The organism is Caballeronia eucalypticola (assembly GCF_047608185.1).
Lineage (GTDB): Bacteria > Pseudomonadota > Gammaproteobacteria > Burkholderiales > Burkholderiaceae > Caballeronia.
Genome location: NZ_JBLKRU010000009.1, coordinates 182,925 through 198,944, shown reverse-complemented (window position 1 = coordinate 198,944; position 16,020 = coordinate 182,925). Strand labels below are relative to the sequence as shown.

At 59.8% G+C, this 16,020-nt stretch carries 13 protein-coding genes; 6 read left to right on the top strand and 7 right to left on the bottom strand.

Annotation, left to right across the window (positions count from 1 at the left end; genetic code table 11):
* The first annotated feature begins 411 nt into the window (after window positions 1–411).
* Entirely contained in the window at window positions 412–2,472 is a 2,061-nt protein-coding gene (locus ACMX25_RS13555) for an alkyl/aryl-sulfatase (protein WP_414950450.1), read from the top strand.
* Between the two features lie 78 nt (window positions 2,473–2,550).
* Window positions 2,551–3,054, top strand: coding sequence for a hypothetical protein (locus tag ACMX25_RS13550; RefSeq protein ID WP_414950449.1), 504 nt, complete (start codon window positions 2,551–2,553; stop codon window positions 3,052–3,054).
* Window positions 3,055–3,472: 418 nt separating this feature from the next.
* On the opposite strand, the gene gabD is transcribed toward ACMX25_RS13550, so the two are convergent.
* Window positions 3,473–4,942, bottom strand: a complete 1,470-nt coding sequence (gene gabD, locus ACMX25_RS13545) for an NADP-dependent succinate-semialdehyde dehydrogenase (protein ID WP_414950448.1) — start codon at window positions 4,940–4,942, stop codon at window positions 3,473–3,475.
* On the bottom strand, window positions 4,939–6,222 hold the full coding sequence (gene gabT / locus ACMX25_RS13540) for a 4-aminobutyrate--2-oxoglutarate transaminase (protein ID WP_414950488.1): 1,284 nt from the start codon (window positions 6,220–6,222) through the stop codon (window positions 4,939–4,941). The genes gabD and gabT overlap by 4 nt, the downstream gene beginning before the upstream one ends.
* A gap of 124 nt (window positions 6,223–6,346) precedes the next feature.
* On the opposite strand from gabT, the gene pdxR reads away from it, so the two are divergent.
* Window positions 6,347–7,837 carry a MocR-like pyridoxine biosynthesis transcription factor PdxR gene (pdxR, locus tag ACMX25_RS13535; RefSeq protein ID WP_414950487.1) on the top strand — a complete coding sequence of 497 codons (1,491 nt, stop codon included), beginning with the start codon at window positions 6,347–6,349 and terminating at the stop codon, window positions 7,835–7,837.
* A 169-nt stretch (window positions 7,838–8,006) separates the two neighbouring features.
* A complete protein-coding gene (locus tag ACMX25_RS13530) occupies window positions 8,007–8,477 on the top strand; it encodes a MarR family winged helix-turn-helix transcriptional regulator (protein WP_414950447.1) in 471 nt (156 codons plus the stop codon).
* 27 nt (window positions 8,478–8,504) lie between these two features.
* Here the strand turns inward: ACMX25_RS13530 and ACMX25_RS13525 are convergent, their stop codons facing one another.
* Window positions 8,505–10,778, bottom strand: a complete 2,274-nt coding sequence (locus ACMX25_RS13525) for a xanthine dehydrogenase family protein molybdopterin-binding subunit (protein WP_414950446.1) — start codon at window positions 10,776–10,778, stop codon at window positions 8,505–8,507.
* Between ACMX25_RS13525 and ACMX25_RS13520 the strand changes: the two genes are divergently transcribed.
* The gene (locus ACMX25_RS13520) at window positions 10,777–11,070 is read left to right on the top strand and encodes a hypothetical protein (protein ID WP_414950445.1); all 294 of its coding nucleotides are present in this window, start codon (window positions 10,777–10,779) and stop codon (window positions 11,068–11,070) included. The genes ACMX25_RS13525 and ACMX25_RS13520 overlap by 2 nt on opposite strands.
* A 55-nt stretch (window positions 11,071–11,125) precedes the next feature.
* On the opposite strand, the gene ACMX25_RS13515 is transcribed toward ACMX25_RS13520, so the two are convergent.
* Genes ACMX25_RS13515 through ACMX25_RS13500 form a run of 4 tightly spaced genes read right to left on the bottom strand, consistent with a single transcriptional unit; the run spans window position 11,126 to window position 14,513 of the window.
* Window positions 11,126–11,770 carry an N-carbamoylsarcosine amidohydrolase gene (locus tag ACMX25_RS13515; protein ID WP_414950444.1) on the bottom strand — a complete coding sequence of 215 codons (645 nt, stop codon included), beginning with the start codon at window positions 11,768–11,770 and terminating at the stop codon, window positions 11,126–11,128.
* Between the two features lie 24 nt (window positions 11,771–11,794).
* On the bottom strand, window positions 11,795–12,829 hold the full coding sequence (locus ACMX25_RS13510) for a M29 family metallopeptidase (protein ID WP_414950443.1): 1,035 nt from the start codon (window positions 12,827–12,829) through the stop codon (window positions 11,795–11,797).
* A gap of 49 nt (window positions 12,830–12,878) precedes the next feature.
* The gene (locus ACMX25_RS13505) at window positions 12,879–13,706 is read right to left on the bottom strand and encodes an alpha/beta fold hydrolase (protein ID WP_414950442.1); all 828 of its coding nucleotides are present in this window, start codon (window positions 13,704–13,706) and stop codon (window positions 12,879–12,881) included.
* 54 nt (window positions 13,707–13,760) lie between these two features.
* Window positions 13,761–14,513 carry a maleate cis-trans isomerase family protein gene (locus ACMX25_RS13500; protein WP_414950441.1) on the bottom strand — a complete coding sequence of 251 codons (753 nt, stop codon included), beginning with the start codon at window positions 14,511–14,513 and terminating at the stop codon, window positions 13,761–13,763.
* A 318-nt stretch (window positions 14,514–14,831) separates the two neighbouring features.
* On the opposite strand from ACMX25_RS13500, the gene ACMX25_RS13495 reads away from it, so the two are divergent.
* The gene (locus tag ACMX25_RS13495; RefSeq protein ID WP_414950440.1) at window positions 14,832–15,992 is read left to right on the top strand and encodes an FAD-dependent monooxygenase; all 1,161 of its coding nucleotides are present in this window, start codon (window positions 14,832–14,834) and stop codon (window positions 15,990–15,992) included.
* Window positions 15,993–16,020: the final 28 nt, after the last annotated feature.

Below are 16,020 nucleotides of genomic sequence, written 5' to 3'. Positions count from 1 at the left end.
CTGCGGCACTGCACGAAACCGCATGATGGTTTGACCAATTTAATCATCACGAACAAGCCGACTATTTCACTTGAATCAGTAATCGCCTCGCGCTATAGGCGAACTGGCGATTAATATCAAGCGGAAAAAATTTTCAGCAACGTTATCTCAAACGCTATGAAACCCGATATTGGTTGAGGTGGCTTAATGACGCCTGGGAGCAGTTTTTCAATCGTCCTTGGACAGCATTTACATTACTGTGTCGATGATTGAAATATGTAGCTGACTTGAAAGGTTTTCAGGCGAATGAGCGCATGCGAAACATTGCAGCTGAATGAGATTGAAAGGAGCCGCTGCAGGGATGCGTTGACCGCGCGTTTCCATGACCTTATCTGCTTTTTAGAATAATTCGAATCCTGGAGGTAATTGCCCATGTCTGATGAAAAAATCCCGTCTTCCTCGACAAAACGCAGAGAGTTTCTTAGAGGCGTTGGCGCTGTCACCGTCGGCGTTGCATCGGGTCTTGGTGCGGTAGCCGGAGATGCGTTGGCGCAAGGTACGCCGCCTGCCAAGCCCACGGGTATAGGTTCCAAGCCGCCAACCAAGGCCACTCTGGAAGCGAATGCTGTGTATGCGCATGAATTAGCTTTCAATGACACACAGGATTTTCAGGATGCGAGTCGTGGACTGATTGGCACGCTGCCGAGCCCCGGGGTTATTCCGAGTTCGAAGGGCGGCGCGGCCTGGGATTTGGGGCAGTTTGATTTTATTACCGGGGGTCCGGAAAATAATGCACCTGATTCGGTCAATCCCAGTCTCTGGCGAAATGCCAAGCTGAACATGAACCACGGCTTGTTCGAAGTGGTTGACGGGATCTGGCAGGTCCGGGGGTATGACCTTTCAGTGATGAGTATTATCCGCGGGGATACCGGCTGGATTGTCATTGATCCATTGATGACGGCGGATGTATCGGCTGTAGTGTGGAAACAATTGGTGGTGCGGCATCTCGGCGACCGGCCGATTACACACGTTATTTATACGCATAGTCATGCGGATCATTACGGTGGAATTCGAGGTATTGTCGATGAAGCCGATTTAAAGTCGGGCAAGATAAAGATTTACGCGCCGGAGGGATTTACTGAGGCCGCCGTGGGCGAGAACGTCATCGCGGGGAACGCAATGAGCCGGCGGGCGGCGTACATGTACGGCAATTTGCTGCCACGGGGCGTGGATGGCGTAGTTGACGCGGGATTGGGTAAAACCACGTCCATTGGCGCAATCACGCTGTTGGTGCCGACCGATTTTGCGACCGGGACGGGGCAGACGCTGACAATGGACGGCGTTGAGATGAAGGTCATCATGGCGCCGGAATCCGAAGCGCCCTCTGAGTTCATGTTCTACATTCCGAAATACAAGGCCTTTTGCGCTGCTGAAGATGCGACTCATACGCTGCACAACCTTTATACGTTGCGTGGTGCAAAGGTCCGGGATGCGTTGTTGTGGTCGAAGTACCTTCAGGCAGCCATTGATATGTTTGGCAGCGACATGCAAGTCCTGTTCGCTTCGCATTACTGGCCGACCTGGGGAAATGACCGGATCATTGCTTTCCTGAAGGCGCAGCGCGACATGTACCGGTATTTGCATGACCAGACCATGCGCCTCGCGAATACTGGCTACACGCCGCTTGAGATCGGGGAAATGCTGCGGTTGCCTGACACCCTGGCAAAGCAATGGTACTGCCGCAGCTATTACGGCACAGTTTTCCACGATGTGGTTGCGCAATACAACCTGCGTCTGGGCTTTTTCGATGGTGTGCCGGCAAATCTGCATAGATTGCCGCCGGTTGAAAACGGCACGCGTTATGTCGAGTTCATGGGTGGTGCAGATGCCGTCATGCAGAAGGCGCAGAAATACTACGACAAAGGTGAGTATCGCTGGGTTGCAGAAGTGGTGAACCACGTTGTATTTGCCGATCCGAAAAACGTTTCTGCCAAGCACATGCTGGCTGATGCCTATGAGCAGCTCGGCTACCAGTCGGAAGCCTCAAGTTGGCGCAATTTCTATCTCACGGGCGCAATGGAACTGCGTAATGGCGTGCATAAGGTTCCGTTCGGCAGTTCGCAAAGTCCTGACACGATCAAGGCGATGCCGCTGGAAATGTTCCTGGATTACCAGGGTGTCCGCTTGAATGCGGACCGGGCGGCGGGCAAAACGATCTCGTTCAATTTCATCATGACGGACACGAAAGAAAATTATCTGGTCGGCGTTGAAAATTCAGCGCTGCACTATTCGAAGGGCAAGACCTCGGATACGGCCGATGCATCCGTGACCATGTCGCGGTCCGATCTCAACGACGTGATGATGGGTGTCGCGACCATGCAGAAGCAGATTATTGCGGGCAAGGCGAAGATAACTGGCAACACGCAGAAGCTGGGAGAGTTTGTTTCCTGGCTGGATAACTTCGACTTCTGGTTCAACATTGTCACACCTTGAGATCCATTAGGCTCATGCGACGCTTGCAAAGGAATTGAGAGAATGTGCTCTATCTGTGACCTAAAGATTGAATTTAACGTGGATCATCCTGGATCGCTTACTGTGGCGGTCGCGACCCGGGAGGCGATCGATGCGGGCGTGTTGCCGGAAAAGGTTTTCGATGGTCCGCTGGCCAATGTGAAATTGCGCGTGGCGGCCATTGATACATTGAAGGCGTTGCAACGTCGGCTCGAGTCGTCCATGCCTGTGAGTCAGTTGATGGCGCTACCGGATTTCTATGTTCTACTGATTGAAGTAGGAACTTGGGGATTTTTCCACGCGACGGAGACCGGATTCGATCCCGACTGCAATCCAGAGCCGCCTGATGTGACGGCGAAAAATCAGGAGGATCGGGACGTGGTCTTTATTGCGACGGAAACGGCAATGGAGGCCGTGATCGAGGGCGGCCTTTCGCTGGAGAAGGCTTTTGCGGAGAACCTGATCGTCCTGGATGCGGGCGCTGCGCATGCGGCGCTGCTGCATGCGGCGTTCGGCACGGCGTTGGCGGTAGAAAGCGTGGAGCGGGTTACGGTTGAGGTTTGAATGGGGCGGTGTTAGCAACACGCCCGGGCCGGTGGTCGCTTGCTGATCAATGGGTCGCTATCCGCGGGTAAGGGGGCGAACCTGGGCAGGTTCAGTCGCTGATGGCGAAGCGTGCGGGTATCGGTGTTCGGAGAGGGAGGGGCGCAGTGGAACACTGCGCCCCTCCCTGGCCCATGCCATGGTCTTGCCGCAATCACCGCGCCACCTGATGGCTTAGGCGATCCCGTGGCGGCGCTCCTATCCCTTGCAGACTTGCCGGTGATAAGTTGCTCACGGACGGGCAGGTGCTAACGCGGATTCCTATTTTCGCATCTTCTGTTTCGACCATGAGAGACACGACCGGATGAAAAGGAACTAACACGCTACAACGGCCATTGGTACGTGATGCGTAAGGCGCAAACCCAAGTTCGAACGTTCCTCACACCGCCATACACAAATACTTGATCACCAGATAGTCATCGATTCCATACCGCGACCCCTCGCGCCCGAGGCCAGACTGTTTAACCCCGCCAAACGGCGCGACCTCGTTGGAAATCAGCCCGGTATTAATCCCGACCATGCCATATTCCAGCGCCTCGGCCACGCGCCACACTCGCCCGATATCGCGGCTATAAAAATACGCGGCTAACCCAAACTCGGTATCGTTAGCCATCCGTATCACTTCTTCGTCGGAAGAAAACCGGAACAAAGGTGCGAGCGGCCCGAACGTTTCTTCCCTGGCGATCTTCATCTCCGACGTCACGCCTGACAACACGGTCGGTTCGAAGAAGCCGAATCCAAGCGCGTGCCGCTTGCCGCCAACGACCACCTTGGCGCCTTTATCCAGCGCGTCATGAATGTGCGACTCGACCTTCTGAACTGCCGCATCGTTAATCAGCGGCCCGAGCAATACGCCACTCTCCAATCCATTGCCCACCGGCAGCTTCACCACGGCCGCGCCCAGCTTCGCGGCGAATTCGTCATAGACCCGGTCGTGAACATAAAAGCGGTTCGTGCACACGCACGTCTGCCCGCTGTTGCGATACTTCGATGCAATCGCGCCTTCGACTGCGGCATCAATATCGGCATCGTCGAAAACAATGAACGGTGCATTGCCGCCCAGTTCCAGCGACACCTTCTTGACCGTCGGCGCGCTTTGCGCCATCAGCAAGCGGCCGACCTGAGTCGATCCCGTGAACGACAACTTCCTCACAATCGGATTGCTGGTCAGCTCGGCGCCAATCGCCTTCGGGTCCCCCGTCACGATGTTCAGCACACCCTTGGGCAACCCTGCACGCTCGGCGAGCACGGCCATGGCGAATGCCGAAAACGGCGTTGCTTCAGCGGGTTTCACGACGATCGAACAGCCCGCCGCCAGCGCCGGGCCGACCTTGCGCGTAATCATCGCGCTCGGGAAATTCCACGGCGTAATCGCTGCGCAGACGCCGATCGGTTCCTTGGTGACCACGATACGTTTATCGGCGGCCGGCGACGCCAGCGTGTCACCCGCGACGCGTTTGCCTTCCTCAGCGAACCACTCGATGAACGATGCAGCGTACACAATCTCACCCCGGGCTTCGGCGAGCGGCTTGCCTTGTTCGCGCGTGAGGATCATCGCGAGATCGTCGGCGTTTTCCAACATCAAGTCGTACCAGCGGCGTAGAACGACGGCGCGTTCTTTCGCGGTCTTCTTGCGCCAGAGCGGCAAGGCGGCGTTCGCCGCATCAATAGCACGACGCGTTTCCGCTGCACCCATCTTCGGCACATGACCGAGTGACTGACCGGTTGCGGGATCGATGACGTCGAAGGTCGCCGAGTCCTCGGCGTCTTGCCACTCACCATTGATGAACGCTTCGTGACGCAGCAGCGCCGGGTCTTTCAATTGCATCGACAAACCTTGCGTGCTCATGCCGCCACCCCCACTTCTTCCGTCAGGACGCGTTCGAGAATGGCAAGCGCTTCATCGAACACGGTGTCCTGGATGGTCAGCGGAAACAGGAACCGGATCACGTTGCTATGCACGCCGCAGATCAGCAAAAGCAGGCCGCGCTCAAGCGCCAAGGTCTGCACGCGCTTGGCGAAAGCGGCATCGGCTTCGGTGGTGCCGGGCTTGCAGAATTCGACGGCGATCATGCCGCCGGGGCCGCGCACATCGGCGATCCGGGGTACGTCAGCCTTCAGCGATGACAGCCGCGCTTTCAGCTTGTCGCCGAGTTGCGCGGCACGCTCACAGAGCTTCTCTTCATCGATGATCTCAAGCACCGCATGCGCCGACGCGACCGCCATCGGATTGCCCGCGTACGTGCCGCCCAGGCCGCCAGGTGCTACGGAGTCCATCACATCGGCACGGCCGACAACGCCCGACAGCGGCATGCCGCCCGCGAGACTCTTGGCGATGGTCATCAGATCCGGCACCACGTCGTAGTGCTGCATCGCGAACATCTTTCCTGTGCGCGCGAAGCCGGTTTGCACTTCATCGGCGATCAGCAGGATGCCGTGCGTATCGCAGATCTTGCGCAGCGCACGCACGAATTCCGCCGGCGCCTGATAGAAACCGCCTTCGCCCTGCACCGGTTCGAAGATGATCGCGGCCACGCGCTTGGCTTCAATATCCGCCGCGAAAAGGTGCTCGATCGCGCGCAACGAATCCTCGGTCGTGATGCCGCGAACCGGGTTCGGGAACGGAGCGTGGAATACATCCGACGGGAACGGCCCGAAGCCGATCTTGTACGGCGCAACCTTGCCCGTAAGCGCCATGCCCATGAACGTGCGGCCGTGGAACCCGCCGCTGAATGCAATCACGCCCGGCCGGCCCGTCGCGGCGCGCGCAATCTTGATTGCGTTCTCGACGGCTTCCGCGCCGGTCGTGAAGAACGCGGCCTTCTTTGCATGGTCGCCGGGTGCGCGCGCGATGATTTTCTCGGCGAGCGAAACATACGATTCGTAAGGGACGATCTGATACGCCGTGTGCGTGAAGCGCTCAAGTTGCGCGCGCATGGCGGCGACAATCTTCGGGTGCCGATGTCCCGTGTTGCATACCGCGATGCCCGCCGCGAAGTCGATAAAACGCCGGCCTTCTACGTCCCACAGTTCAGCGTTCTCGGCACGTTCAGCGTAGAAATCGCACATCACGCCGACACCGCGTGGCGTCGCTGCGTCCTTGCGGGCTTTAAGGTCGGCGTTCTTCAGGTTCTGGCTCACGGTATATCTCCTGGGCGGGTTTTTAGGCAATGCATCGACTATAGTAAGATTTGGCTCTTTCAATCAGAGCCATTTCCGTGTTTTTATAGGAGCCATTTCTTCGATGTCCGCGATGCGAGCAAGCATGTTGTCCGACTGGCTGGCTCAGCGGATCGAACGAACGAGCGGGCTGCCGATTTATCGGCAGTTATATGGCTTGTTGCAGCAGGCCATCCTGTCGCGGGAATTGCCGGCGGGGACGAAGGTGCCGTCGTCCCGTTTGCTCGCAAGCGAGCTGGGCCTCGGCCGCAATACGGTCACGCAGGTGTACGAGCAACTCGCGCTGGAAGGCTACGTGTGGTCGGCGACCGGTCAGGGCACGTTTGTCTCGGACAGCGCGCCCGATGAGATCGTGGGGGCGGACCCGTCGGTGCGCGACGCGGCGCCGACGGAACCGCGCGTGTTGTCCGCGCGCGGCGCGCGGTTGTTGCAGGGCGCCGGTGTGTCGCAGCGGCAGGGCGGCGCGTTCATGCCCGGCGTGCCCGACGTATCGAAGTTTCCAGCCGCTGTCTGGAGCCGCTTGCAATCGAAATACTGGCGCCGTTTGCCGCCGGATCTGCTGACCTATGCGCCCGGCGGCGGTTTGCCCAAGCTACGTCAGGTGCTCGCCGATTATTTGCGGACCTCGCGTTCGGTACGCTGTACGCCGGAGCAAATTATCGTGACGACGGGGATTCACCAGTCCATCGATCTTGCCGTGCGTCTGTTGTCCGATTCCGGCGATGTCATCTGGACCGAAGACCCTTGCTATTGGGGCGTGCGTAGCGTGTTGCAGGTGTCGGGGCTATCGCTCAAGGCCATTCACGTCGATGCAGAGGGCATCAATCCTTCAGCGGATGATCTCGCCGATCCGCCCAAGCTGATGCTGGTCACGCCGTCGCATCAATACCCGCTGGGCATGGTGATGAGCCTCGCGCGGCGGCGCATGCTGCTGGAATTCGCGCGGCAAAACGGCTGCTGGATCATCGAGGACGACTACGACAGCGAGTTTCGATACGGCAGCCGGCCGCTTGCGTCGCTGCAAGGACTCGATACATCGGGCCAGGTGATCTACGTCGGCAGCTTCGGCAAGACATTATTTCCCGGGCTGCGGATTGGTTACATCGTGGTGCCGGAGGGATTGTCGACGAGCTTCGCGACGGCTTCGGCGGAGTTGTATCGCGAGGGGCAGTTGTTGCAGCAAGCGGTGCTGGCCGAGTTCATCGCCGAGGGGCATTTCACGTCGCATATCCGGCGAATGCGCGGGATCTACGGGCAGCGTCGCCAGATCTTGCTCGATACGATCAGGAAGCGTTACGGCGACGCGTTGCAGATTGTCGGCGGCGATGCCGGGCTGCATCTCGTGCTGCGTTTGCCCGATGGCGTGGATGATCGCGAAGTGGCGAAAGCAGCGCTTGCAGTCAATATTGTGGTGCGGCCGCTGTCGGGTTATTTCTTGCGGCCGGGGGAGGGCATGTCGGGTTTGTTGATCGGGTACGGATGCGTGCCGGAAGAGGAGATACAGCCGGCGTTTGAAAAGCTGGCGGCGGTGCTTGATCCCGCGCTCAAGGGGAGGGTTTCTTGATTCCTCTTCAGTTGTTCCATGAGCCGCTGTGACTCGTTAATTTGCTTGCGCGAAGCGGCCTGCCCACGCTACGCCGTCTATGATAAAAAGAGATTCACGGCAGGACAGAAGAAAGCGGTGTGTCACCGTAATCGAAGCATAATAGAACGTGTACCCTACAATTCTTCCCATGTCCAAAAAGCCTTCTCCCCCTCCAGCCGTTCCTGCCAGCGAGGAGTATCACTTCTCCGAGCAGATCGGCCACTTGCTGCGGCGCGCCTATCAGCGCCACGTTGCCATTTTCCAGGCGGCCATACCCGATTCCGATCTCACTGCGGCGCAATTCGTCACGCTGTGCGCGGTCAAGGAGCAGCAGTCCTGCTCGCTCAACGACATCGTGAAGGCGACAGCAATCGACCAGGCGACTATCCGTGGCGTTGTAGAGCGTTTGAAAGCGCGTTCGCTGATCGTGGTCGCGCCCGATCCGCTTGATGGCCGCAAGCTGCTGGTGCGCACCACACCCGAAGGCCTGGCGTTGATCGACCAGACGGTGCCTTTTGCAAGGCAGGTAAGCGAGCAGACTTATGGGGCGTTGAACCCGGCCGAGCGCGTTGCCATCGTGTATCTGCTGCGCAGCATGACGCGGGCCGAAGATAACTGAGCTTGCACGTCTGTCACTTCCCGCTCATCAATGCCCGGCGGGCGCCATTGTTCTAAACGCTTGCAGCGTGGCCCTGACAGCATCTGGCGTGAAGGGCGGTTCGCGGAACCGCACGCCGGTTGCATCGAATAACGCATTGGAAATAGCGGGCGCCCCGGGAAGCGAAGCGGACTCGCCGGCACCGAGCGGCGGTTCGCCTTGCCGGTCCACCATTACCACATCCACCGGCGGCAGCTCGGGGAACGTCAGGATCGGATAGCTGCCCCATTCCTTGCTTGCAACCAGACCATCGGTAAAGCGCACACGCTCTTTCAACGTGCGGCTCAACGTCTGGATCACGTTGCCGTGGATCTGATGGCGCACGCCGTCGGGATTGATCACGGTGCCCGTATCCTGACCGACCGTCACTCGCTTGATGCGGATTTCTCCGCTGACTGTATCGACCTCCAGATCGACGATCCACGCCGACCAGGCCGCACCGAAACCGGGGAAGCGGCTATGCACATATCGCGCATACGCCACGCCGCGTCCCTGAAGCACGCGCTCGCCGGTATCGTTAAATGGAACTGCACGGCGTCCGGCACGCGCTTGCCAGCCTGCGCGCTCAGCGACTGCTTCAAGCAATGCCGCAGCACGCTCATCTTTCAGATGACGCAAGCGGAAAGCCAGAGGATCGGCGCCGGTCTCATAAGCGAGTTCATCAACGAACACATCATGGGCGAAGGAGTTCGGTAGCGCCGACACCCCTCTGAACCACGACGCCCGAACCAGCGGCGCCAGGTCGTGGCAGACAAAACGGCGATGCGCGAAGGTGTAGGGCGTCACCGCGGTCCGGTCGCCCATTTCAAAGACGCGCGGCTCGGCCGGCGTCACGCCGGTGAGCAGAAGCGCGAGCAGCGGCGCATCGTTCGATGGATAACGCGAGGCGAACGTATAGCCCAGCGTGTCGCCTGTGCGGGACACCGTGCCGGTGACATCGACGACTTGCGCCGTGCCCTTGGGCTCCCACTGATGTTCGTCAGCACGCGATAGCTGGACCCGCACCGGCTGGCCCATCGCGCGTGAAAGCAGGAGCGCGTCGCCCGCAACATCGTCGGCGCAATTGCGGCCATAGCAGCCGGAAGCCTCCATGCGGACGATATCGATATCGGCTTCATCCCGCTCGACCAGACGCGACAAGTCGTAGCGCAAGGTCTGCGGATTCTGCGTCCCCGACCATATCGTGATGCGTCCGTCCTGGTAGTCCGCGAGCGCGCAGGACGGCCCGATCGAGCCATGCATCTGATACGGCCAGACATAGCTGCGTGTCAGCGTGGTCGTTCCGGGTTGTCCCTGTACGCTTTCTACGTCCCCTTCCTCCAGCAGCAGGCGCCGCTGGGCCGGAGCCTCGGCTATCGCCTCCGCGGGGTGATCCAGGGACTGCAGCGGCGGCAGCGGACGCCACCGAACGCGCAGTGCGCGCGCTGCGCGGATCGCCTGTTCCTCTCGCTCTGCCACCACGCCAACGAAGTCGCCGATAACAACCACGCCGCGCACACCCGGCAGCGTATCGACCGATGCACGGTCCACATCGATCAGCGTCTTGCCGACGAACGCGCCGCAATCGTGACCGGCATACGGTGGCCGCACGACGCGCCCATGCAGCATGCCGGGCACACGCATGTCGTGTACGAAGGTCAGCGTGCCGGTGGCTTTAGCAGGCAGATCGACGCGCGGCGTTGGCCGTCCGATAACCCGATAAGTCGACGGGTCCTTCACCATGACCGATGAATCGATGGGCAGCGAGATCCGTTGCCCCTGGAGCAACTCGCCAAAGCTGATACGGGTCTTGTCGGGCGCGATGACATACCCATCGTCGGTGGCAAGGCTAGCGGAATCGCCCCCCCAGCGCTCTGCCGCCAGCCCGATCAACACGAGCCGCGCTTGCGCCGCGGCAAACCTGAGCGGCACGGCGGATATCTGGATCGTCGCGCTCGCGATGGTTGGCCCTTGGTTCGGCGCCAGGGAGGAATTACCGAGGATCATCTGGACGCGCGGGGCGGCCACGTCGAGTTCCTCGGCCACGATTTGCGCAAGCGACGTGCGGATGCCCGTGCCAAGATCGACGTGGCCGTTGAACGCCAGGATGCGGCCATCGTCCAGTATTGCGACGAAAATTTCCGGCGAATCCTGGACGTAGGAAGACCCGCTGCCCGGTTGACCAGGCGCGGGTTTGACCGGCGCGAGCGGCTGCCTGACGATGGTCAGGCAGCCGTTGCGCGCAAGCAGTTCACCTCGGGTGAGCGCTGCTGCAGTAGGCATGATGGTTCCTGAAGATACCGCTCATTTTGTGCAAACCCGCTCAACGATTAACAATACGCTTCGGCATCGCCAACACCAAGAGGCAACCCGCCAGCATGCAGATACCGAAGGTAATCAGACCGGCACTCATGCTATGGGGTCGACAAGTCGTGTCTCCTGGAAAATCGGTGGTCGCGTTACTTACAAAGTTACGAGGCCAAAATCAGGAAAGCAAGAATTTTATGAGAAAAGACTATGTAAATCAATGAGTTATGATTTATCGCGGGACGTGATGAAGCGTCCCGCGGGCTGAACCCGGAGGACGCTTGCGCGTTATGCAGAGTGATTAAAAGCGAATGATCGAGTGCTCAGGCGTGACGTTTTTCGATACTCGAAAGCGCTTCATCGAGCGTCATTACCGCGGCATATTTCTGCTGCATGTCGAAGAGATTTGCATCGTGTGGACCGATTGCCCGGTCGCCCACGCAATCGGAAATAACCAGCGGACGGAAACCATGCGACATCGCATCGACCACGCTTGCGCGCACGCATCCGCTCGTCACTGCACCGGCCACGATCAACGTTTGCACCGCGCGCTGCGATAACCACGGCGCGAGTTGCGTGCCGAAGAACGCGGAGGGCACGGTCTTGCGTACGACCAACTCGCCCCGTGCCGGCGTCAATTCAGGCACGATTGCGCTGTTCGGATGGTCTTCGGTCAGCGTCGCCATGCCCGGCACTTTCAGCGAAAACACGTTGTCGTCGCTGCCGTCGGCCGCGTACACAATACGACTATGCGCAACAGGCCAGCCATGCCGGCGCGCGGCGGCCAGCAGATGCACCGTACGTTCAATTGCCGGCGCAATGTTGCCGCCGCCGAAAGTCTTGGGGTCAGCGAAGCCGACCACGAAGTCGACAATCAGCAAGCCGACATTGCCTTGCACCGGCAACGGCGTGCCGAATCCCTGCTGTTTGTACACGCCCGATTCGGCGTGGCTCTGGATGTCGCTCATTCAGAATGCTCCAAGGGTCAGGTTCTATCGGTCCATTACCACGCCGTCGCGGACCACGGCGTCGCCGTCGAGCATCACGTCGCAATGGCGCAGCGGGATGTCGATATGACATGTGGTCGTGCGCTTGCCGCCGGCTTCGTTGTTCGGTCCAAGCGAAAACAGGAAGTTGCCTTCGAACGCGCGGGCATCCATGCCGATGGTCGCCTCGCGGTCGTACAGGCCAAGCGTCGACCAGCGCGCACGCGGTTGCAAACCCCAGCCGATATGCGAGATTGCGTAACCTTCGGGATCGTTGAACGAGGCCATGTAGTCGCTTAGCAAATCCGCGTCGACGCCGCCATCGATACGCGTGGCGTAACCGTTTTCCACCGTCAGCGTGATCGGATCGTTCACGTACTTTTTCTGCGGCAGCAGGATGTCGCCGCGATCGATCACGATCTGGCCGCTCGCTTGACCCTCGTTCGGGAACGTCAGCACAAAACCGCTTGGCCAGTGATCCCAACGGCCGGGTTCATCGACGAAACCGTACTCGGAGATAGCGGGAAACTCGCCCAGCGGACATACGAGTTCCGTCCCCGCTTTCGACTTCACGCGCATTTCACGCGATGCCTTGATCCGCTCGGCCGCTGCCCGTACGCGGATGCGATCGGCTTCGGTCGGCACGAGTCGCGCGAGCACCTCGGGCGGTTCGACCGCGAGCAGGATCTTCGTGCCGGTGGCCAGGATCTCGTGCTGCTCGGGCGAGAACAACAAGGTCATCAGGTCGAGCACGAGATCGCTTGCCTTCAACGCGGCGATAGCGGCCAGGTTGCCGGTAAGAGGCGTGGTGCCGAGATACGCGAGCGAGTCGCGGCTCAACGCCTTTTCGCCGTTCACCGGCAGCAGGTCGAGGCGGTTGACGATCGCGCCCATCGACTGCGTGGCGATCAGTGCGCTTGAAAGCGTTTGCGGATGCGTGGACGCGCTGGTGAGGATGGTGACGGTCTGGCCGGCCTGCAGCTTCGACAACGTCAGTACCTGCTTCCACGCGGCAATCATTTCGTAGTCGCTGATTGGCATGTTGACTCCTGAAGAATGAGTGTCAGTGTCGGTTCGTGTTGCGCTGAATTTAGACGAGCTTCGCGCCGAGGAAATCGCCGAAGGCTTCGTAGAAGCCCGCTTCGTTGTCCCACGGAATCATGTGGCCGGCATCCGGCACGCGGGTATGCAGCAGTCCGGGGCAAAGCGTCTGCATTTCCTGCACGTCTTCATCGAGTACGACGTCGCCGCGTGCGGCCGTGATCAGCAGCGAAGGCACGCGAAGCAGCGGCAGGTCGGCGTGGATGTCGTCGGTATGAAAGCCTTCGAACGATGTCAGCATGCCGCGTTCATCGCAGGTATGCAGCCACTGCGCACGCACACGCAATTGTTCTTCCGTCCACGTCGGGCAGAAAGCGCGCATGCCGTCGGCGTCGATGCCTTTCACAGCCAGGCGAATCGAATCCACATACCACGGCAACTTCGACGGATACGCGCGGCGGCCCGGTCCCGACACGGGCGGATCGATCAGCACCGTGCGCGTCAGGCCCTTCGGCGCGCTGCGTGCCGCACGGACCGCGATGCGCGCGCCCATCGAGTGGCCGACCAGCGCATAGTGTTCGAGGCCGAGCGAATTAGCCAGCGCGATGACATCGGCGGCTTGCGCGTCGAGGCTGTAGTCGAGCGTTGGCGATGCTTCGGACAAACCGCGGCCGCGCACATCGAGGACGTAGGTGTCGAACTGCCGGCCAAGCGTCTCGCCGACAAACCCCCACGTGACGGCGGGGCTGGTAATGCCCGGAATCACGATCACGGCGGGACGGCCGGCACGCACGCCCTCCGTGCCGCCGTAGCGCAAGTAATGCTGGCGAATGCCGTTGGCGTTGACGTTCGCGCCGTAGAGAAAAGTTGAGGTCATCGCGGAGTCCGTGAATGGGTCGAAAGCTATCAGTAAGTACGATCAGGAGTACGCTTAATATGCACCGGACAGCAGCGCGCCCGCGCCCGGCACCACGCGTTCCAGATCCAGCTCGCGCAGCATGGCGTAAGTCGTGGCAATGGCTGCGGTAATGACCGGCTTGCCCGTCATTGCCTCGACTTGCGGCACTGCAGCGAGCGACGGCATTTGCACGCAGGCGGACAAGACGATGGCATCGACATCCTGGTAAGGCAGGGTTTTCACGATGTCCGGCAGCAGGCGCGGGTCGTGGCGGCCTACGTCCAGGTTGTCGGGAATCTCCAGCGCCCGGTAGGCGACGACTTCAAAACCCTCGTTGCGGATGTAGTCCACAACGAGCTCCGTCAGCGGCTTCATATAAGGCGCGACCACCACGATGCGTTTTGCCCCAATCACCTTCAATGCTTCGACAAGCGCGCCCGCGCTGGTGATCACCGGCGCAGCGCCGCCGTTCTCGACAGTACGCTCGTGCAGACGCTTCTGCGACACACGGTGATAGCCATGTCCCATCGCCATGATTGCAACGAGGCACGCATAACCGAGCACGTTCACGCGCGCGTCGCTGAGTTCCAGCGCGCAGCGGTCCGATTCCGCGTCCATGGCGGCGAGTTCCTCCTTGACCACTTTCTTCATGCGCATGCGGCTGGAATGGAACGTGAAGCGCTCCGGGCGAATGCTCTGGCGGGCAAGCAGCATGGCCGGGATTTCGGTTTCCATCGTCGTGTTCGAACTCGGCACGATCTGGCCGATGCGAAAGGTCTTGGTCATCTAGTCGACTCCGTGTGTCTTCGGGCCGCCCGCGGCGGCGTTATGGGTCCGGCAAATGCTGGGGTAATTTGATTCGATAAAGTCTAGTGTACACATTGGAATTTAACAAGATTCAGAAAACATTTTTTAATGGTGCACGCATGCTTTGGATTGGTGAAAACCCTTATAAATTGCACAAATAAAGGGATAAATCGCACCTGCATCGACGCAATGCAAATTTTCTTTACTCAAAAAAATTCAATGTGTACACTCGATATAGGTTCATTTAACAGGCTCGGCTGAACGACATCGGCGAGCGCCAGACATGGAGAGATCATCATGAGCAAACCCCGTATCGCGATCGTTGGCGCGGGCCTTGGCGGAACAGCAGCAGCGGCGCTGATGCAGCGCGCCGGTTATTCGGTTCGCCTGTACGAGCAGGCTCCCGCATTTTCGCGCCTCGGCGCGGGGATCCATCTCGGTCCCAATGTGATGAAGATCATGCGCCGCATGGATTGCGAAGACGCGCTGAACGTCATGGGTTCGCACCCGGACTACTGGTACAGCCGCGACTGGAAAACGGGCGAAGCCATCGCGCAGATTCCGCTGGGCGAGTTCGCGCTGAAAGAATATGGCGCGTCGTATCTGACGGTGCACCGCGGTGACTTTCATGAACTGATGACCGGTGCGGTCGCGCCTGGCACCATCGAGTTCAATAAGTGCCTGAGCAAGATTGAAGAAGTGGACAACGAAGTGCGGCTGACGTTTGCCGACGGCAGCGTCGAGAGCGCGGATATCGTGATTGGCGCGGACGGCGTGAACTCGAAGATCCGCGACCATTTGCTCGGCGCGGAACCGCCGCGTTACACGGGTTATGTTGCGCATCGCGCGGTATTTCCGGCGTCGTTGCTGGGCTCCGATCCTTTCGATCTGTGTGTAAAGTGGTGGTCGGAAGATCGTCACATGATGGTGTATTACGTGACGTCCAAGCGCGATGAAATCTATTACGTGACTGGCGTTCCGCAGGCTGAGTGGCCGGCAGGGCAGTCTGTTGCGCCCAGCAGCCGCGACGAAATGCGCGAGGCGTTCGCGGGCTATCATCCGTCGGTGCAGAAGCTGATCGACGCCACGCCTGAAGTCACGAAGTGGCCGCTGCTGGAACGCGATCCGCTGCCGTTGTGGAGCCGCGGCCGCCTGGTGCTGCTCGGCGACGCATGCCATCCGATGAAACCGCACATGGCGCAGGGCGCGGCCATGGCGATTGAAGATGCAGCCATGCTGACGCGCTGCCTGGACGAAGTAGGGACGACCGATTACGCCGGCGCGTTTGCGCTGTACGAAGCGAATCGGGCGGAGCGTGCGTCGAAGGTGCAACTGGTCTCGCATAACAACACGTGGCTGCGCACGAACGAAGATCCGGCATGGGTGTTCGCTTACGACGTGTTCAACGAGCCCCTGAAGTCGCCGTCGGCCAAGCAGGCAACACCTGCTGCCGCTTGATATTTCGACCCGGCTGCCGCGGCAATGC